Annotated in this window: 19 protein-coding genes and 1 pseudogene; 9 read left to right on the plus strand and 11 right to left on the minus strand. The window is 72.6% G+C overall.

Features of this window, described 5'->3' with window-relative positions; genetic code table 11:
- Positions 1 to 662: 662 nt before the first annotated feature.
- Positions 663 to 908 carry a hypothetical protein gene (locus tag ACFXMF_RS39890; protein WP_379992584.1) on the minus strand — a complete coding sequence of 82 codons (246 nt, stop codon included), beginning with the start codon at positions 906 to 908 and terminating at the stop codon, positions 663 to 665.
- A 531-nt stretch (positions 909 to 1,439) separates the two neighbouring features.
- Positions 1,440 to 2,270 (minus strand): helix-turn-helix transcriptional regulator, encoded by an 831-nt coding sequence (locus ACFXMF_RS39895; RefSeq protein WP_360319171.1) that lies wholly within the window; start codon positions 2,268 to 2,270, stop codon positions 1,440 to 1,442.
- A gap of 120 nt (positions 2,271 to 2,390) precedes the next feature.
- Here ACFXMF_RS39895 and ACFXMF_RS39900 point away from each other — a divergent pair, with 120 nt between their 5' ends.
- A complete protein-coding gene (locus ACFXMF_RS39900; protein WP_360319169.1) occupies positions 2,391 to 3,458 on the plus strand; it encodes an aldo/keto reductase in 1,068 nt (355 codons plus the stop codon).
- 76 nt (positions 3,459 to 3,534) lie between these two features.
- On the opposite strand, the gene ACFXMF_RS39905 is transcribed toward ACFXMF_RS39900, so the two are convergent.
- Positions 3,535 to 3,906, minus strand: a complete 372-nt coding sequence (locus tag ACFXMF_RS39905; RefSeq protein ID WP_379992583.1) for a RidA family protein — start codon at positions 3,904 to 3,906, stop codon at positions 3,535 to 3,537.
- Positions 3,907 to 4,352: 446 nt separating this feature from the next.
- Here ACFXMF_RS39905 and ACFXMF_RS39910 point away from each other — a divergent pair, with 446 nt between their 5' ends.
- Positions 4,353 to 4,823: a GNAT family N-acetyltransferase gene (locus ACFXMF_RS39910; protein WP_360319167.1), complete on the plus strand. Its 471-nt coding sequence runs from the start codon at positions 4,353 to 4,355 to the stop codon at positions 4,821 to 4,823.
- 332 nt (positions 4,824 to 5,155) lie between these two features.
- On the opposite strand, the pseudogene ACFXMF_RS39915 reads toward ACFXMF_RS39910, so the two are convergent.
- Positions 5,156 to 6,660: pseudogene (locus ACFXMF_RS39915) on the minus strand (MFS transporter).
- Between the two features lie 144 nt (positions 6,661 to 6,804).
- Here ACFXMF_RS39915 and ACFXMF_RS39920 point away from each other — a divergent pair.
- Positions 6,805 to 7,782: an Lrp/AsnC family transcriptional regulator gene (locus ACFXMF_RS39920; RefSeq protein WP_379992324.1), complete on the plus strand. Its 978-nt coding sequence runs from the start codon at positions 6,805 to 6,807 to the stop codon at positions 7,780 to 7,782.
- Between the two features lie 54 nt (positions 7,783 to 7,836).
- Here the strand turns inward: ACFXMF_RS39920 and ACFXMF_RS39925 are convergent, their stop codons facing one another.
- The 3 genes from ACFXMF_RS39925 to ACFXMF_RS39935 are packed head-to-tail and all read right to left on the minus strand — an operon-like array spanning position 7,837 to position 9,538.
- Positions 7,837 to 8,373: a hypothetical protein gene (locus ACFXMF_RS39925; protein WP_379992325.1), complete on the minus strand. Its 537-nt coding sequence runs from the start codon at positions 8,371 to 8,373 to the stop codon at positions 7,837 to 7,839.
- Positions 8,370 to 8,948 carry an RNA polymerase sigma factor gene (locus ACFXMF_RS39930; RefSeq protein WP_360319159.1) on the minus strand — a complete coding sequence of 193 codons (579 nt, stop codon included), beginning with the start codon at positions 8,946 to 8,948 and terminating at the stop codon, positions 8,370 to 8,372. Before ACFXMF_RS39930 ends, ACFXMF_RS39925 begins: the two co-directional genes overlap by 4 nt.
- 8 nt (positions 8,949 to 8,956) lie before the next feature.
- Complete coding sequence (locus ACFXMF_RS39935) at positions 8,957 to 9,538, minus strand: DUF3995 domain-containing protein (RefSeq protein ID WP_360319157.1); 582 nt, start codon at positions 9,536 to 9,538, stop codon at positions 8,957 to 8,959.
- Between the two features lie 173 nt (positions 9,539 to 9,711).
- Here ACFXMF_RS39935 and ACFXMF_RS39940 point away from each other — a divergent pair, with 173 nt between their 5' ends.
- Positions 9,712 to 10,227 (plus strand): nuclear transport factor 2 family protein, encoded by a 516-nt coding sequence (locus ACFXMF_RS39940; protein ID WP_379992327.1) that lies wholly within the window; start codon positions 9,712 to 9,714, stop codon positions 10,225 to 10,227.
- A 42-nt stretch (positions 10,228 to 10,269) separates the two neighbouring features.
- On the opposite strand, the gene ACFXMF_RS39945 is transcribed toward ACFXMF_RS39940, so the two are convergent.
- The gene (locus ACFXMF_RS39945) at positions 10,270 to 10,767 is read right to left on the minus strand and encodes a DUF3291 domain-containing protein (protein ID WP_360319153.1); all 498 of its coding nucleotides are present in this window, start codon (positions 10,765 to 10,767) and stop codon (positions 10,270 to 10,272) included.
- A gap of 125 nt (positions 10,768 to 10,892) precedes the next feature.
- The gene (locus ACFXMF_RS39950; RefSeq protein ID WP_379992328.1) at positions 10,893 to 11,645 is read right to left on the minus strand and encodes a helix-turn-helix transcriptional regulator; all 753 of its coding nucleotides are present in this window, start codon (positions 11,643 to 11,645) and stop codon (positions 10,893 to 10,895) included.
- 222 nt (positions 11,646 to 11,867) lie between these two features.
- Between ACFXMF_RS39950 and ACFXMF_RS39955 the strand changes: the two genes are divergently transcribed.
- Together ACFXMF_RS39955 and ACFXMF_RS39960 are read left to right on the plus strand one after the other, a co-directional pair.
- On the plus strand, positions 11,868 to 12,158 hold the full coding sequence (locus ACFXMF_RS39955; RefSeq protein ID WP_360319149.1) for a chorismate mutase: 291 nt from the start codon (positions 11,868 to 11,870) through the stop codon (positions 12,156 to 12,158).
- 102 nt (positions 12,159 to 12,260) lie between these two features.
- Positions 12,261 to 12,488, plus strand: coding sequence for a hypothetical protein (locus ACFXMF_RS39960; RefSeq protein WP_360319147.1), 228 nt, complete (start codon positions 12,261 to 12,263; stop codon positions 12,486 to 12,488).
- Positions 12,489 to 12,589: 101 nt separating this feature from the next.
- Here the strand turns inward: ACFXMF_RS39960 and ACFXMF_RS39965 are convergent, their stop codons facing one another.
- A complete protein-coding gene (locus ACFXMF_RS39965; protein ID WP_360319145.1) occupies positions 12,590 to 13,033 on the minus strand; it encodes a MerR family transcriptional regulator in 444 nt (147 codons plus the stop codon).
- Between the two features lie 120 nt (positions 13,034 to 13,153).
- On the opposite strand from ACFXMF_RS39965, the gene ACFXMF_RS39970 reads away from it, so the two are divergent.
- Positions 13,154 to 14,650, plus strand: a complete 1,497-nt coding sequence (locus ACFXMF_RS39970; protein WP_379990284.1) for an MFS transporter — start codon at positions 13,154 to 13,156, stop codon at positions 14,648 to 14,650.
- Here the strand turns inward: ACFXMF_RS39970 and ACFXMF_RS39975 are convergent.
- A complete protein-coding gene (locus tag ACFXMF_RS39975) occupies positions 14,634 to 15,563 on the minus strand; it encodes a LysR family transcriptional regulator (protein ID WP_379990285.1) in 930 nt (309 codons plus the stop codon). The two genes, ACFXMF_RS39970 and ACFXMF_RS39975, sit on opposite strands and share 17 nt — an antisense overlap.
- 223 nt (positions 15,564 to 15,786) lie before the next feature.
- Here ACFXMF_RS39975 and ACFXMF_RS39980 point away from each other — a divergent pair, with 223 nt between their 5' ends.
- Entirely contained in the window at positions 15,787 to 16,617 is an 831-nt protein-coding gene (locus tag ACFXMF_RS39980) for an SDR family NAD(P)-dependent oxidoreductase (protein ID WP_360319139.1), read from the plus strand.
- Positions 16,618 to 16,797: 180 nt separating this feature from the next.
- Positions 16,798 to 17,478, plus strand: coding sequence for a snapalysin (gene snpA, locus ACFXMF_RS39985; RefSeq protein ID WP_360319137.1), 681 nt, complete (start codon positions 16,798 to 16,800; stop codon positions 17,476 to 17,478).
- Positions 17,479 to 17,626 lie beyond the last annotated feature (148 nt).

Below are 17,626 nucleotides of genomic sequence, written 5' to 3' on the forward strand. Positions count from 1 at the left end.
CTCGGTCATGGTCGACCCGGTCCACGAGCGGGGAGGCCCTTGGCGCGGAGATGCCTGGCGCGAGTGTCGCCGGGTCAACCGTGGACGGGCTGAAGGGGGTGGCCTCGACTTCCAGTGGTCCGGCGAGCGGTAGTGGCGATACCTGAGTACGCCGCGTGATGGCAGCCGGTGGCCGGCCGGCTCGGCCGCTTCCGGGTGCTTTCGGGGTGCAAGGCGACAGTGGCGGCTTGGCCGAGGGGCTGTCGAGCGGTTGGCAGTGGCCGAGGAGTTGGTGGTGGGTCGAGGGCACAGCGGTGACACGCGGGGTGCTGTCCCGGCCGCGCCGCCGTACGGTCACGCCTTGGTCGTGCGGCCCGCTCGGCGGGCTCCGGGGCGCTGGTGCGGAGGCAGTCCGCGACCTTGCCTGGCATGTCGAGAACGACCGGCAGCTCCGGGGCCGCGGCGCCTGGTGGGCAGTTGTGCGCCGGCGCACCGCGTCCCGCAGCGCGATCAGGATGTACAGCTCGTACGGGATGCGCTCGACCCGGCCCATGTCGTTCACCACGGCCGACCGCTACAGCCCGGGCATTACCCCCGCAAGCGGCACCGTTTGTGCCGGATCGATGAACGCCCCTCCTTCAACGGCTGCTTCGGATACAGCTTGAGCAGGTCGATCGCATCCATCACCGGCCGGTACGCGGGTTGTTGCACTCCAGCTCCAGCGCACCCGGCAGCGGCGAGAGCATTCGCCGCCAGTGCGCCGAGTACGACGACCACAGCACCGTGCGAACCCGCGCCTTGTACGGGCCTCGTTCGTCGCAGCCTCCGCAGCCAGGCTCAAGCGTTGTCTCCCCGCCGACCACCGGGTAGATCACCCGCCGCACCGTGCCGGACGGCTCGGACAATGCCGGCCCGGCAACCCGCGGCAAGCATGCCCTCCTTGCCCCGGATCCTTCCTCAGCTCGGCATTCGGCTCCCTGTCGACCTTCCACTCTGCCTGCGTGTTGATCTTCGGCACGAGCTGCATGAGCGGGTCCACCCGCGAGTCGGCGATCTCCGTCTGCCGCACATGGCACAGCGCGGCTGGGAGCGTGAGGCTGCGGGCGGGCTTCATTCGCTCCGGATTCGCCGGGTACTCCTTCAACGCCCGGCGCCCGCCACGCCTCCACCAGCTTCTCCTGCACGTCCGCGAATTGGTCCGTGGGCAGCTCCAGCCACCGCACCTGCTCCGGCTTGTTCACCTCAGCGAGCAGGCTCTTCAGCCTCGGCGCCCGGGGACCGGTCTTCAACTCGGCGCACTGCGAGGGCCCTGCGGCCGGGAGCGGGTGTATGCGAGATTCGCTCACTCTGGTGCGGCAGAACCGGGCCTCGGAGTCCGTGACCGCCCGGCCCACCAGCCGCTGGACCTTCGCCGGGGCCGGCTCCGGTTGGGGCGTGGGTGGGGGTGGGAGGGGTCGCGGTTACCGTGCGGACAGGCGGTTCAGTGCGGACTGGCTTTCGTCGTCTGCGGCGCGGTAGATCACCAGACGTTGGTCCTGGTCCTGGAGCGGCGTGAGTACTTCGAAGTGCAGTGCGATCGCGCCGACGTCGGGGTGTCGCATCAGTTTGTGTCCTCGGCCGTTGACCCGGACGTCCTGTTCGTCCCACAGTCGCGCGAATTCCTCGTCGTGTGCGGTGAATTCGGCGATGAGGTCGGTCAGTGCCCGATCCTCGGGATGTGCGGCCCAGGCGGCGCGCAGGTGGGCGATCCCCTCCCGCACTACGCGTTCGCGGTCGACGTAGAACTCGCGGATCTCCGGATGCATCAGGCACAGCCACATCGTGTTGCGCTGCGACGGCGGCAGGGCGGCGAAGTCGACCAGCAGCCTGGCCATTTCGTTGTTCCAGGCCAGGATGTCGTAGCGGTGGTTCAGCAGCATGGCCGGCAGCGGCGCCAGGTCGGCGACCAGGCGGGCCAGCGGCGGTGCTGCGGCGGTGGCGAGCTTCTCGGCCTTGCGGGGGCGGTGCCGGGCCAGGTCGAAGAGGTAGGCGCGTTCATCGGGGGCCAGGCGCAGCGCTCGGGACAGCGCTTCCAGTACGTCCACCGAGGGCCGCAGGCCGCGGCCCTGTTCGAGTCGCACGATGTAGTCGATGCTGACCCCGGCCAGTTCGGCGACCTCTTCGCGGCGCAATCCCGGGGTTCGCCGGGACTGCCGACGTGACGGCAGCGCGAAATCGTCCGGGTCCAGGCGTTCGCGCCTCGTTCGCAGGAACGCGGCCAGTTCGTGTGTCGCATCCATGGTGCGGGTCATCACCGTCGAGCGTACATCCAGGGTGGGACCGGCCTTCCCAGGAAGTTCCTTCCCTTATCCCCGGCTCGCGGCGTCCACAGACTGATTCTCGACGACGGATCACGAGCACAGGAGGACACGATGTCACTCACCCTCGACAGCTACCGGCTGCTGGGCCGTTCCGGGCTGCGGGTCTCACCGCTGGCCCTGGGTGCGGCGACCTTCGGCACCGAGTGGGGCTGGGGCGCCGAGCGGGACGAGTCGCGCAGGTTGTTCGAGCGCTACATCGAGCACGGCGGCAACTTCATCGACACCGCCGACACCTACACCGGTGGCAGTTCCGAGCGCCTGCTGGGCGAGTTCACCCGCGACAACCGGGAAAGCCTGGTGCTGGCGACGAAGTACTCGACGCTGCGGCGGCCCGGCGATCCCAATTCCGGGGGCAACCACCGCAAGGCTCTGTTCTCGTCGGTGGAATCCAGTCTGGGGCGGTTGAATACGGACTACATCGACCTGCTCTACCTGCACCTGTGGGATTTCACGACGCCGGTCGAGGAGATCCTGCGCGGGATGGACGATCTGGTTCGGCAGGGCAAGGTTTTGTACGTGGCGATCTCCAACATCCCGGCCTGGCAGGTGTCGCGCATGCAGGCGATCGCCGACCTGCGCGGCTGGTCGCCGCTGGTCGCGTTGCAGATCGAGTACAACCTGATCGAGCGCACCGGGGAACGCGACCTGATCCCGATGGCCCGCGAGATGGGGTTGGGGGTCATTCCGTGGTCGCCGCTGGCCGGCGGGGTGCTCACCGGCAAGTACGGCCGCGACGACCTGAACGCCGCTGCCACCACCGCAACCGGCGACGGCACCCGCAGGAGCGTCACCATCGCCAATGGCGCGCTCACCGAACGCAACCTCGCGATCGTGGACGTCGTGAAGGAGGTTGCCGCAGAGTCCGGCCACACACCCGCCCAGGTCGGGCTGGCCTGGACTTTGCGGAACCCGGATGTGACGGCAGCGATCATCGGCGCGCGCACTTCCGCGCAACTGGAGGACAATCTGGGCGCGCTGGGGGTCGACTTCACCGCCGCCCAGGCGGCCCGGCTGGACGCGGCGAGCGCGATCGACCCGGGCTTCCCGCACGCCATGCTCGCCCGGGACACGACCTTCGCGTTGACCCGCGGTGACCTGAGGGTCGAACCCCGCCGCTGAGGTGCGCGCGGTGGGGCGGTCGGCGCGTGGGTCGTGGGCGGTGGGTCCAACGCGTGGGTGGTGAGTCCAATTGGACTCATTGGGCGGGCGGCTGTGGGCGGACCGCTGTTGCGTCGACCTCGAAGAGCATGTCGAGGAGGGCCAAGGCGGCGACGCCGAGCAGGGTTTGGGCCGGCGGCCGGTCGCCCCAGATGCGGGTGATCACCGCGAGGAGGGCTTCGAGCTTCGCGTGGTCGTGATCCACGATGTAGGTGCCGAGGCGGGCCACGTCCCGGAAGCCCAGGCCGGCCGCGGCGAGGGCGGTGCCCAGGTTGGCGAAGGAGCGTTCGACCTGGGCCGCGAAGTCGGCCGATTCGACGGCGCCGGTCGGGTCGGAGCCGTACTGGCCGGCAATGATGACCAGGTCGGGGTTGGGGGCTTCGACGATGTGGCTGTAGCCGAAGGCCACCGGGTTGTGCAGGTCGGCCGGGTTGGTGATGCAACACCCGGCGATCCACCCCGCCGGCCGACACGGCGATCACCGGCGCAGCGAACGCCGCAACGATCCCGGGCGCGGTGACCATCAGTCCGCCCGCGCCTTCCGAAACGCCGAACGTGTCGCCGACGGGCGTCAGGAGGCCCACGGGCAGCAACTCGGACCGGAAGTGGATCAAGGTCGGGTGCCGCGTGCGGATTCCCTTGTGGGCGGGGGAGGTTCGGGACCGCGACGCGGGAGCGAGCTGGTGGGGCCATGGCTTGGGCTTGCTGCCTCGGCCGGCCGGCGGGCGACCTTGTCGCGGTCCGGTGGGTGCGCGGGGCGAGGGTGCGGTGGAGGTTGTGAAGCGTGGATCCCGTGGCCGATTGCTCTGTGGGTGGGGTGGGGGAAGTGGTTGACGGTCGGTTTACGGTGGGTGGATGACGAGCGCGCTTCGGTTGGGTGCGGTTACGGCGGACAACGTCGATGTTGCGATGGGGTTGAAGGTTCGGCCCGATCAGGAGCACTTGGTTGCGCCGGTTGTGAAATCCCTGGCTCAGGCGTATGTGTATCCGGACAACGCTTGGCCTCGCCTCATCTTCGACGGTGATCGAGCTGTCGGGTTTGTGATGGCCTTCTTCGACATCGATTTCGCGGAGGACGGCGCGGGCCCCGATGTTCGCTCGGGGTTGTGGCGGCTCAACATCGCGGCCGGCGAACAGGGCCGGGGCTATGGGCGTTTCGCCGTCGAGTCCGTGGCCGCCGAGATCCGCCGTCGCGGCGGTACGCGCCTGACCGCCACCTGGCATCCGGGGGAAGGCGGTCCCGAGGGCTTCTACCTGGGGCTCGGCTTCCGCCTGACGGGCGAGCTGCGCGGGGACGAGATGGTCGGGGAGTTGGGGTTGGCCTAGAGCATGTCTTGGGTCTCCCGTCGGGTACCACGACCCCGGCATCCGCCCTTCGGGCTCCTCGCTCGGTTCAGTCGACCCAACGCGTCGTAGGCGAGCGTGCGTTCGGCGGCGTCCCAAGGCAGTCCGCCCGGCACGATCGTGGGGCGGTAGGTCGGGTGGGTGGGCGCCGACGGGTGAGACCCGGTGCGTCGACGGCCCGTCGCTTGGCGAGTCCCTTGTGGCCAACGGAAGTTGCGCGTCGGACGGCGCGGCGGGACCGGCGGCCGGGGTGGGCCGACGGCGGCGGCGCGCTCGGCCCGGCCGAGCGCGCAACACGCCCCGGCCGAGTCGGGTCAGGGGGTTTCGTTGGTCGTTGGGGTTGGAGCGGTTCGGCCGTGGCGGTGGGTGGTCATCGCGTAGGCGGTCGGGACGGTTGCGGCGAGGAGTGCGGCGGCTGCCGCCAGGGCGTGTTGTGCGCTGGGGCCCGCGGCCTGTCCGGAGCCGTCGCCGGTCAGGTAGATGCCGCCGACGACGGCGACGCCGAGGGTGCCGCCGAGTTGTTGGGCGGCGTTGAGCAGTCCGGCCGCGGAGCCGGTCTCCTGCGGCGAGACGTGGCGCAGCGCGGTGGTGAAGAACGGCGTGGTGAACAGGCCCACGCCGAGGCCGGCCAGGGCGAGGGCGAAGGGCAGGCCGAGTGGGTAGTGGCCGGCGGGCGCGACCCGGTAGGCCAGGGCTGCGGCGGCGATGCCGGCGGCGAGGCAGCCGATGCCGGCGTGCAGGACGCGGGTGCCGTAGCGGGGGAGCAGTCGGCTGCCGGCGGCCCAGGAGGCGACGGCCAGGCCGGCGGACCAGGGCAGCAGGGTGAGGCCGGCGGCGAGCGGGCCGTTGCCCAGGCCCAGTTCGAGGTGCAGTACCACGGTGATCATGACGCCGTTCATGACGGCGAAGAACAGCGTGGAGGTGGCCAGCGCGGCGGGGAAGACACGGCCGCGCAGCAGGGACGGCTCGACCAGCGGGGTGCGGCCGGCCGCGGCGGCGCGGCGCTGGTGGGCGGTGAATACGATCAGTACGAGGGCGCCGAGCGCCGCGGCGGCCCAGGCGCCGGGACCCGGTGCGCCGGTGCCGGCGGTGAGCGGGCACACCAGCAGGGCGATGCCGACCATGGCCGGCGCGGTGCCGGTCGGGTCGAGGCGGGGACGTACCGGTGCGCGGTCCTCGCGCAGCTGCGGGGCGATGGCCAGCACGGCGGCCGCGAGCGGCAGGTTGACCAGGAACACCGCGCGCCACGAGGTGCCGAACAGGTCGGCGTGGGTGAGCACACCGCCGAGACCGGGCCCAGGACCGCGGACAGCCCCATGACCGGGCCGATGGTGCCCAGTGCCTTGGGCAGTTCGGGGCCGTCGAACATGGCGCGGATCAGGCCGAACGTCTGGGGGATGATCAGGGCGGCGGCGGCACCCTGCGCCGCGCGTACGCCGATCAGGACGCCGGCGGTGGGGGCGAGCGCACAAGCCAGCGAGGTGAGGGCGAACGCGGTGACGCCGATGCGGAACACCCGGCGGCGGCCCGCGATGTCGCCGAGGCGGGCGGCGATGAGCAGGCCGAGGGCGAAGGTGAGGGTGTAGGCGGCGCTGTACCAGGGGATCGCGGCGGCGGGGCCGCCGAGATCGGCGTGGATGACGGGGCCGGCGACCTGGACGATGGTGGCGTCGAGGAGGTTCATCGCCTCGGCGGTGAGCAGCGCGATCAGGGCCGTCCACCGCCGGCGGTAGGCGACGGGGGCCGGCGGGCCCGGTGGCGCGGCCGGGGTGTCGTGGGTGGCGGTGCCGCCGGCGGGCGTGCTGGCGTGCTCGGTCATGGGATCCCCCGTGAGTGGTGTGCCGCGCCGGTCGACGTCCCGGCGTCCTGCTTGACATCACCCTGGTCCGGCGTCCGGATCCCGTTCCACCTTTGGTGTTCGGATCGATGATTTCATCCATCCGAGTCGGATATTTTGAGGAACATGCTCGAACTGGACGATCTCGACCGGGGCCTGATCCACGCCCTGCACGTCGATGCCCGCGCTCCGTTCACCCTCATCGCCGACGTCCTCGACTCCTCGACCCAAACCGTGGTGCGTCGCTACCGCCGCCTGCACGCCGAAGCCGGCCTGCGGGTGGTCGCCCTGCCGACCCCGCGCAGCACCCGCGCCCACCAGTGGTTCGTCCGCCTGACCGCGGCCACCCGCACGGCGCACGACATCGCCGTCGCGTTGGCCCGCCGCCCCGACACCGCATGGGTCCGGCTGACCTCCGGCGGCACCGAGATCGTCGCGATCATCCACACCGCGCCCGGCGGCCCGGACGCGCACTCCCTCCTGCTGCGCGACATCCCACGCACCGCCGGCATCACCGCGGTCTCCGCGCACTACCTGCTGCACACCTACCTGGGCGGGCCCACCGCGTGGCGCGGCCGGGTCGGCACCCTCACCCCCGAACAGCAGGCCCGGCTGCGCGTCCACGACGCCCCGGCCGCCGACGCCGCGGACGGCGACCCGTACCCGCTCACCGATGCCGACCTGTGCCTGCTGGCCGCGCTGCGCGAGGACGCCCGGGCCGGCTACGCGGACCTGGCCGCCGCGACCGGTTCCACGCCCGCCACCGCGGCCCGCCGGCTGAGCCGACTGCGTTCGCGCGACGCGTTGTTCTTCGACATCGACATCGAACCGGCCTTCCTCGGCGCCGGCGTGTCCGCGCTGCTGTGGATGCAGGTCGCGCCCAGCCGCCTCGACCAGGTCGCCACCGAGCTGGCCGGTCACGCGGAACTCGCCGTCGTCGCCGCCACGACCGGCCCCACCAACCTGGTCGCACACGCCCTGTGCAGCGACGCGGAGGCCCTGCACCACTACCTGATTCGCCGGGTCGCCCTGGACGCCATCACCCGCATCGAGACCGCGCCGGTGCTGCGCACCTTCAAGGCCGCCGCCACGCTGCGCGGCTGACGTGGCGCCGCCGGCGCGGGAACGCGGAACGCGGCGAAATCGTGGGCGGTTCGCTCAGCCGGCCTTCACCGTCGTGTGCAATCGGGCCAGGGCCAGGCGTAGTTCGCGCTCCGCGCCGATCGGCACGATGGCGGCTCGACCCGGTACCCGGACCCCACCGGTGAGCGCGACCCGGGTCGTGTCGTGCTCGGCGACCGCGGCCATGCCGATGATCACGAATCGGCTCTGCAGCCAGCACCACCCCGGGCGCAGGATCCCGTCGAAGCGGGCCCGCATGCCGTAGCGGCTGCGCGCGTGGGCCTCGACCCGATCGCCGTCGCGCCGGGACACCCGGACCCGGCGCATGTCCGGCTGGAACCGGCCGAAACCGTGCTCCAGGTCGCCCATCACCGCCCAGACCTCGGCGAACGGCGCGGGCAGCACACCCTCGACCACCCGGGCACCCGCGATGCCGGCGGTCAGCGCCCGCAGCCGGGCCACCGCGTCGACGTGGACCGGCCGGATGCCGGTGGCCTCGCCTGCCGCCGGTGTCGTTTCGGCGGGTTGTCCGTCGGGCGATCGGGTGTTGTCGGGGTCGAGTGGCTCGGTCATGCCGTCCACATCCTTCGGAATCCCGCCCGGGCGCGATGCAACCGGGACTTGACGGTGCCTTCGGGGACGCCGAGCAGGTCGGCGGCGGTCTGTTCGTCCAAACCCTCGACGTCGCGCAGGACCAGGACGGCGCGGTGCTCGGGCGACAGCCTGCCCAGTACGTCGTCTATGTCGGTGGCCAACTGCGGGTCGCCGGGCGCGGGCGGTTCGGTGGCCTCGACGGGGGTGTCGCGCCCGGCGCGGCGGGCGATCCGGATCGCCTCGCGCACGGCGATCGCCCGGACCCAGCCGTACAGCGCCTCCGGTTCGTCGAGGTTGCGCAGCGCGCGGAAGACCACCACCAGCGTCTCCTGGACCGCGTCCTGACGGGCGTCCGGGGCGATCGGACCGCAGATGGCGGAGACGTAGGGGATCAGGTGGTCGAGCAGGTCGCTCATCGCGAGGGTGTCGCCGCGACGGGCGGCGCGGGCGAGGGCGACGCCGCGGGTGCGCCGGTCGGCGGCGCGGGCGACGCGGTCCTCGGCCCGACCCCGGGTCGGGTCCCGGCTCGGGTCTTCGGTTCGGCGATCCGGCACGGTGGTGATCATCTCCCGGTGGCCCGGGGCCGGGGCGCTCGGCTCGACGTCGGGCGGAAGCCGGTCCGGGCCAGGCGCGCCGCCGCGTAGCCGAAGGTCAGGCATACCGGCGTGTAGACGGCGAGGTTGAGGCGGTGGAACGTACTGTCCGGGTCGGTCCCGATGCCCGCCGCCCAGACCAGGCCCACGGTGCCCCGGATCGCGAGTCCGGCGGCGACCGCCGCGGTGATCAGCGCGCCGACCCGGCCGCCTCGACCCCGGCTGTGCGCGAACACGCCGACGGCGCCGGTGCCGAGCAGCGCGCAGAGCGGCAGCAGGGTGCGCGGGGTGAACGGGACGTCGGCGTTGAGCAGCCCGCGGGAGAGTGCCTCGGTGCCGTCGGCGGGCCAGGTCGAGCCGGTCGCCCAGAACGCGTGCAGGAGGGCATCGGCGGCGAGCAGCGCGGCCACCGCCGTGCCGGCGCGTCTCGCAACGCCGGCGGTGGCAGTGGAGGCGGTCGGCGCGGCGGTTCCGTCGGGTCGGGTGGGTTCGGCCGGTTCGGTGCCTTCGGCAGGCTCGGTGCCTCCGGCGGCTCCGGTGGTGATGTCCACGACGCGGTCCCCTCTCCGGGCTGACGAGTTGTCAGCCGGTCGTCGGGAAGAGGACGCCCGGCCCGAAAAGGTTCCGTGTGACGCCGGGCACACCGCAGGGAGGGTGGCGGCGGCGAAGCGTGACGACCGATTGCCGCCGGCGGGTGGGTGGTTCGAGTGGTCACGATGGGTTCATGAGTTTCGACAGGACGGCCCCGACCAGGACGACCGAGCCCGCGTCCATGCCCCGACCCGAGCCCGGATCCGAACCCGAGCCCGCACCCCGACCCGAACACGATGCGCGTGCCGTCCTGGAGGCGTTCTTTGCCGCCGAGGCCGCCTATATCGGCGCCGGTGGTCGAGGCAGGGCGAGCTTCGCCGAACTCGCCGCGTGTCTCGCGCCGGACGTGGTCATGTACCAGGCCCCGGGCCTGCCCTACGGCGGGCCCCGGTACGGTCCGAGCGGGATCGAGGACTTCATGGCCGCGATGAGCGAGGCGTGGCGGGAGATGGAGTTCCTCGAACAGCGCTTCGCGGTCGACGGGGAGTCGGTGGCGATCCTGAACCGGGGCCTGCTGACCGCACGGGCCACCGGGCGGGTCCTGGACACCTGGGTGATGCAGATGATCACTGTTCGGGACGGCCTGATCACCGAGATTCGCCCGTTCTACTGGGACACCAAGGCGGTGGACGCGGCCCTGACGCCCTGATGTCGCGGCGCCCGGGCCTGGGCTCGGGCGCGGATCGCTCGGTCAGGCGATGTCGGCCGGCTGCAGGGCCGGTGTCGACGACGGGGCCGGCTCCGGGAAGCGGTTGCGGAAGGTGAAGGCGTACGGGGTCGGGCCGTGTTCGCGCAGATGGTCCAGCCGGGTCCGGCCGTCGGCGGAGGTCGGGATGATGCCGGCCGGGAGCCACCACAGGACCTGGGACATCTCGGCGATGTGCGCGAACCAGTCCTGGCGGCGGCGCAGGTATTCCAGGTGGCCGCTGCGGTAGACGAACTCCCAGAGCTGGTCCGGGGTTTCCCAGACCGACATGGTGACGATCGTGTCGGCGTCGTACGGACGGATGTCCGTCGCGTCGCGGGCACCCTCGTCCTCGCCCTTCAGCCGCCAGACGAAGCCGGGCGCGTGGTCCGCGAGTTCGTTCATCGGATCGAGGCCGGCGACGAACTCGGCCATCGTCGGGGTGTCCAGCGGGGCGAGCATGCGGGCGACGTTGAACTGGGCGATGTGGTGGGTCGAAGGCATGGGATCACCTCACCAGGCGCCGAGCTCTATGTCAATGAGAATTGTTTTTAGAGATTCGCGGGCCGCTCCCGGGATTTGCCGGGGGATCCGTCGCGGAACCGTCCGCGACACCCGGTGCGTGCGGATCATCCGGTCGAGCCCTCCTGGTTCGCCCCCGTCGCCCGTTCGACGACCACGCAGCAGCGACCCGGCACCGAGTCCAGCCCGGCCCGGTATCCGGACGCGCCCAGACCGTCCAGGAGCCCTTCGAGGAGCGCCAGATTCATGCCGCACACCAGCGGCGGGAAATCCTCGGCCAGTTGGTGGAAGGGACAGTTCCGGAGCAGGATCCGGGAGGCGCCGTGCGGCTCGTCGGCCGCCGCCGGGACCGGTTCGTATCCGCGTGCCGTCAGCGCGGTGACCACCCGATCGTGCTCGTCGGCGCCCTCCGCCGGCGGCCCGCCGAGCGTGCGCCCGGCGACCAGTCCGGTGTCGTAGGCGGCCCCGCGCACCGCCCGATCCGCACCCGCCCGCTCGACCGCGTCCGCGAGGATCTGCCCGGCCGTGTCGTAGGCCCGCGGCGGCAGGCTCACGCTGGTCTCGACGGCGCTGCGCCGGTACAACTTCGCCGGTCGACCCGCACCCGGGCCGCTGCGACCCGCCGGCCGCGCGAATTCGGTACTCAGCAGCCGTGCCTCGACCAGTTTGTCCAAGTGAAACGCGGCGAGCGTGCGCTGGATCCCGACCGCGTCGGCCGCCGCCGCTCGTCCGACGGGCCCCTGGGCCGCGGCGACGTGGCGGTACAGCGCCCGGCGTACCGGGTCGGCGAGCACCGCGACCGCGTCGAGTGCGTCGTCGCCGGGCGGGGGAGGCGGGGGCGGGGAGGTCAGGTCGGACACAACCGGAGTGTAGGCGAGTCGGCGCCACCGGCCCCGGGACGGTCGGGCGCGCCGCGACGGCACGGGCGGGATCGGGCAGATGCTTCGGGGCGGGCGTCCGGTGGCGCACTACCCACGGGAACCCGCGTCGTGGCGCCGGGCGAGCCGGAGCGGCCGTCGTCTCGGCCGCGCGGGTCCGGGGCCGTGCCGGGAGTGCGTCGGGCCTGCTGCGATGATGCGGGCATGTCCGATCCCGAGAATCTCGCCGACGTTCGGGCCCGCATCGACGCGCTCGACCTGGAGCTGACCCGGCTGCTCGCGCGACGCCAGGAACTGGTGCGCGCGGCAGCCGACTTCAAGGCCGACGAGGCGGCGGTACGAGCCCCCGACCGGGTGGAACAGGTGGTGGCCGCCGCCCGGGAACGGGCGACGGTCGAGGGCCTGGCCCCGGAGGTGGCCGAGGCCGTCTGGCGCGCGATGATCGCGGCCTTCATCGAGTTCGAACTGGCCCGACACCGGGACTCGCCCCGCTGATCCCGGTGAACGCGCGGTGGCCTCGCGACGAGTGGGGCCGCCGCCCGGGAACCGGCCGGCGACGAGGCGGTGGTGTCGGTGGGGCGCGGTAGCGTCCGGCGGATGAGTATCGAATCAACCCGTGCCGGTGGGGCCGAGGTCCGCGTCAACCTGTCTCCCGAAGCGGTGGAACGTGTGCGCGCGCTGATCGGGCTCGGGCTCGCCGCGTCCATCGAGGACTACGTGGCCGACTCCGTCCGCAACCGCCTCGCCGGCTTCCAGGACCTCGCCGCCGGCACCGTCCGCCGCCCCGACGGCGACCCGAGGGAATGGGTGCTGCCCGGGCGGTAGTCCGCGGTCCCTCCCACCGCGCGGGAAGGCGTTCGCGGGTCCGGCTCCCGCGCGCCGTCGCGCGCGGAGGGCGCCGCCCGCGCACCCGGGTGCGCCCGGGTTCACGAGCTCGGCGGTGCGCCGGTCGTGGGTCCTGCCGTCGAGTCCTTCGGGGCGGGCACCACGACCTCCTTGCGGAACTGGAGGCAGTCGGCGGCCGGATTGTCGCGGGTGCATTCGAGCATGTAGTGCAGGTAGCCGCGGGCGGTGTCGAGTCGCTGCATCTGCGCGTCGAGGGCGGCGATCCTGGAGGTGACGGTGTCCCGCCAGGTGTGGGTCGCGGTGCGGCCGGCCAGGACGGCGGCGATCTCGTCCAACGACATCAACCCGGTGTCGCGCCACAGCCGGATCAGCGCGATCCGGTAGAGCTGTTCGGCGTCGTAGTACCGCCGGCCCGCGAGCCGGTGCGGCGTGACCAGCCCGCGGCGCTCCCAGTAGTGCAGCGTCGAGATCGGCAGGTCGAAGCGGTCGGCGACGTTGCCCACCGGTACCAAGGTGTCGCTCATCGGTTCAGTTGACCTCAACCCGGGTTGAGAAGGCAAGGTCGATCCCACGTGATCCGGCCCCGAGCGCGAAGGTCCGCATCGGCGGCGCGCCGGTCGATCACGCACGCCTGGGGAGGATCGATGAAAGCCGACGTCACACCCTCGATCGAGCAGCGGACCGAGCGACGGCGCGAGCGCCTGGTGCTGGTCCTGGCCTGTGCGGGCACGTTCGTGGTGGTCCTGGACGCGACCATCGTGTCGGTGGCGCTGCCCGACATCCGGGTCGACCTCGGCTACTCCGCCGCCGCGCTGCCGTGGGTGGTCAACGCCTACACGCTCGCCTTCGCCGGGTTCCTGCTCCTGGGCGGGCGGTGTTGTGATGTGTACGGGCTGCGCCGGATCCTGTGCCTCGGCATGGCGTTCTTCACCGCCGCCGGCCTGTTCTGCGGCCTGGCCGTATCGCCCGCGATGTTGTCGGCGGCCCGGGCGGCGCAGGGGCTGGGGGCGGCGTTCCTGATGCCCGCCACGCTGGCCGCTTTGACCGCCACCTTTCCCGAAGGGCCGCGTCGTGCCCGGGTGTTGGGCACCTGGAGTGCGGTCGGCGGGATCGCCGCCACAGCCGGGCCGGTGCTCGGCGGGGTGTTGACCCAGTGGCTGGGCTGGCGGTGGGTGTTCCTGGTGAACGTGCCGTTGGGCATCGCCGCCGTGCTCGTCACGCCGGGCGTGCTCGCACCGAGTGCGGGCGGTACCGGCGGGCGCCGACGGCTCGACGTGGTCGGCGCGGCGCTGGTCACCGCCGGGTCGGCGGCGGTGGTGTTCGCGGTGATGCGCTCCGAAAGCGCGGCGTGGGCGAGCCCGTCGGTGTGGCCGGTGCTGACCGGCGGGCTGCTCGTGCTCGGCCTGTTCGTGGTGCATCAGGGGCGTTGGGCCGCGGACGCGCTGCTGCCGCCGGGACTGTTCCGGCTCCGGTCGGTGCGCAGCGCGAACGCGGTGATGTTCCTGCTGACCCTGGGGTTCGTCGCGACGCTGATCCTCCTGTCGTTCGATCTGCAGTACGTACACGGCTACGCGCCGCTGCGGGCCGGGGCCGGCTTCCTGCCGATCGGCCTCGGCATGATGATCGGGGCGCGCACCGCCGGGCCGCTCAGCCTTCGGCTCGGCCCGCGAGGGGCCGTCGCGCTGTATTGCGCGCTGGGCGCCTTGGGGTTGGCCGGGTTGGCGGCGGGCGCGACCACCGGCCCGGACGGCCCGTATTGGTCGACCATCGCGATTCCCGGAGCGCTGTTCGGGATCGGGACGGCGGCGGCCTTCACGCCGATCACGCTGGCCGCAACGGCCGGGGTCCCGCCCGCCCGAGGCGGCGTGGCGGCCGGGCTGCTCAACACCGTTCGGCAGGTCGGCGGCGCCGTGGGCCTGGCGGTGCTGAGCACGGTGGCGGCCTCGACGACGGCCGCGCGCGCCGGCGATCGTGCACCGACACCGGCCGCGCTCGCCGACGGGTACGCCGCGGCGTTCGCCGTGGCCGCGGGGTGCGTGGCCGGCGCGGCGGTGTCGGCGCTGGTCGCGATGCCGCGAGCGGTGGCGGGCTCGGCGAGCCCGGAGCAGGAGGGCAGAGGGAGGGTCAGGGCCGGGGGGTAGCGCTCGCCCGGCCCTTGCCCGGCTCGGCCGAGGCCGCGAGCGTGTCGGTGGCGGCGCGGGTGAAGGCTTGGGCGAGGGGCGAGTAGGCGGCCGTGCGCCAGACCAGGCCCCACGCCAGGGTGGGCGCGTCGTCGATGGGGATGTAGGCGATGTCGCCGCGCGGGAAGTACTTGACCGCGTGCAGGGGCACCGGCGAGATGGCCAGTCCGGCCGCGATCGCGGTCAGCGTCTCCTGGGCCGTCGTGCTGGCGGGGCCGCGCGGGATCGGCCTGCCACTGGGCGTCTGGCTCGGATTGATCGCCTCGGCCCAGTACGCCGGGACCGAGTCGTCGATCCGGAACACCGGCCCGATCGCCAGGTCTTCGAGCGAGACGGAGGTACGCCCGGCGAACTCGTGCCGGGCCGACACCGCGAGCACCAGCGGCTCGTTCAGCACGATCGGACCCACCGTCAGATCGGGCTCCTCGACCGGCAGCCAGACCAGTTGCAGATCGACCTCACCGCTGCGCAGCAGCCCGAACGGGTCACCGAGGTGCGCCTCGCGGATGCGCAGCTCGCAATCGGGATGCCGGGTCCGGAAGGTGTCCAGGACGTCGGGGATCTCGGCCAGTGTCGCGTCCATGGTGCCCAGCCGCAGCGTCCCGGACAGGCCGCGCGCCGCCGCCGCGGCCCGCTCGATCCCGTCCTGGATGCGCTGGTAGCCCACCGCGAGGTCGTCGCGCAGTTGCCGGCCGATCGGGGTCAGCGCCACGCGTCGGCTGGTCCGCTCGAACAGGGGGGCGCCGATGCGGCGTTCCTGCTGTTTGATCGCCTGACTGACCCGGGCGGAGGAGACCAGCAACCGCTCGGCGGTGCGGCCGAAGTGCAACTCCTCCGCCAGCACCAGGAAGATCTCGATGTCCCGCAGCTCCATACGCCCCCGCCGTTCGTCCCTGTGCCCGGTCACGCCGTGCGGCGCCCTGCGGTGCCCGGTGGGATCGGCCGATCGCAGCCGGTCTCGATTCCCGGTTCCCTCTCGTCATCGGTAACCCCTGGGTTAACCGGGGTTGCGAGCATCGTCGTTGCTCGGGCGCCGCCCCGGCACGATCGTAGAGATACGCCGAGCGGAACGCTCGAACAGGGAATCGGGGATCACCATGGCCAAGACCGCGCTCGTCACCGGCGCGACCGGCGCGCTGGGCCTCGCGCTGGTGCGCGGGCTGTGCCGCCGCCTCGGCGATGACGGCGTGGTCTACCTGACGTCCCCGGACCCGGAACGCGGGCGGGCCGCCGTCGCCCGGCTGCGCGCCGAGGGGTTCGCGCCCAGGTCGGCGACCCTGGCACCCGACGATCCGGCCGGCGTCGGCACGCTCGCCGACACCCTCGGCGCCCGACACGGTGGCGTGGACGTGGTGATCGCCGGCGCCGCCGCCCGGATCGCCTTCGGGGTACGCAACCAGGACCAGGTCGGGTCCTACGTACGGACCGACAACCACGACACCCACCGGCTGATCGAGGCGTTCCGGCCGCTGCTGCGCGACGGGGCCCGATTCGTACTCCTGGCGGGCGACTTCGGCGAACTGCGGCATCTGCCGTACCGGCTGCGCGCGCGTTTCGACGTGGAGCGGGCGAGCCTGGCCGACCTGGCCGAGGTGATGGACGACTACGTGCGCGCCGTCGAGGAGGGGCGGGCGGCGGCCGAAGGCTGGCCGGCGTGGATCGGCGTCCCGTCGATGATCGGCCGGGTCGCCGCGATGCGGATCCTGGCCCGAGAGCTGACCGAGGACGCCTCCCGGCGCGACATCCTCGTCAACGCCGCGAGCGTGTGCCGCGCGGATCCGGCCGAACCGATGGAGCCCGCCGAGCGGGACGCGGCGGTCGAGCGCGCCGCCGACGACGTGCTGTGGCTGGCCACACTGCCCGCCGGCACCGCCGAGCCGTACGGGCAACTCGTCCGCGCCCGCGCGGTGTTGCCGCTCCGGGCGTGAGCGCGCCCCCGGGGGTCGGCACGAGGGGTCAGGGCCCCGGATCGGATCGTGCTATCACCGGCTGGCATCATCCGCGCCGCTTGCCGGCGGGGACACACTCGGCCTGACCGGAGTCCCCCCGGAGTGTGCCCGGTGTCCCACCGGCGACCGGGGATCCACCGGCACGAATGGAGTCTCCCCATGAATCGTCGCAAGACGGTGTTCTCGGCGGTGCCGGCCCTCGGCCTGGTCGCCGCCCTGATGGCGGTGCCCGCCGCCGCTGCTCCGTCCCAGGCCGCCCCCCATGCCGCCCCCCGGCACCATGCGACCTCGACCTACGCGGGCTCGCCCGCCCAAGAGGCCGCGAACAAGGCGTTCTTCGCCGCGGTGATGAAGTCCGTGCAGGCCAAGCAGGCCACCCACCCCGGCCTGCAGACCGTCACCATCACCTACGACGCCAGTCAGGCGCCGTCCTTCGCGTCCGAGATAGCGCAGAGCGCCCAGATCTGGAACGACTCGGTGGGCAACGTGCAATTGAGCGAGAGCAGCGGGAACGCCGACTTCGCCTACTACGAGGGCGACGACCCGCAGGGCTCGTACGCCGACACGGACGGACACGGCCAGGGATACATCTTCCTGGACTACGCCCAGAACCAGGAGTACTACTCGGTCCGCGTCACCGCGCACGAGACCGGCCACGTGCTCGGCCTGCCGGACGACTACTCCGGTCCGTGCAGCGAGTTGATGTCCGGCGGCGGCCCGGGCCCGTCCTGTACCAACCCGAATCCGGACGCCCAGGAACGCAGCACCGTCGAGTACCTGTGGCAGAACGGCCTGGCCGGCGTCACCGACCGGGCACCGATCTTCAGGACGATCCGCTGACCCGAAACACCGATCCGAAGGCACGGCAGCCCCCGGCCCCGCCGACCACGAACCGCTCGTGGCCGGCGGGGCCGCCGCCTTCGCCCGCCGGCGGCGTGCGGGAACGCCCGTCCCGGCGGGGGGAAGTCGCCGGGACGTGCGCGCTGGT

Origin of the sequence: Embleya sp. NPDC059213 (genome assembly GCF_042754445.1) — a bacterium.
Classification (GTDB): domain Bacteria; phylum Actinomycetota; class Actinomycetes; order Streptomycetales; family Streptomycetaceae; genus Embleya.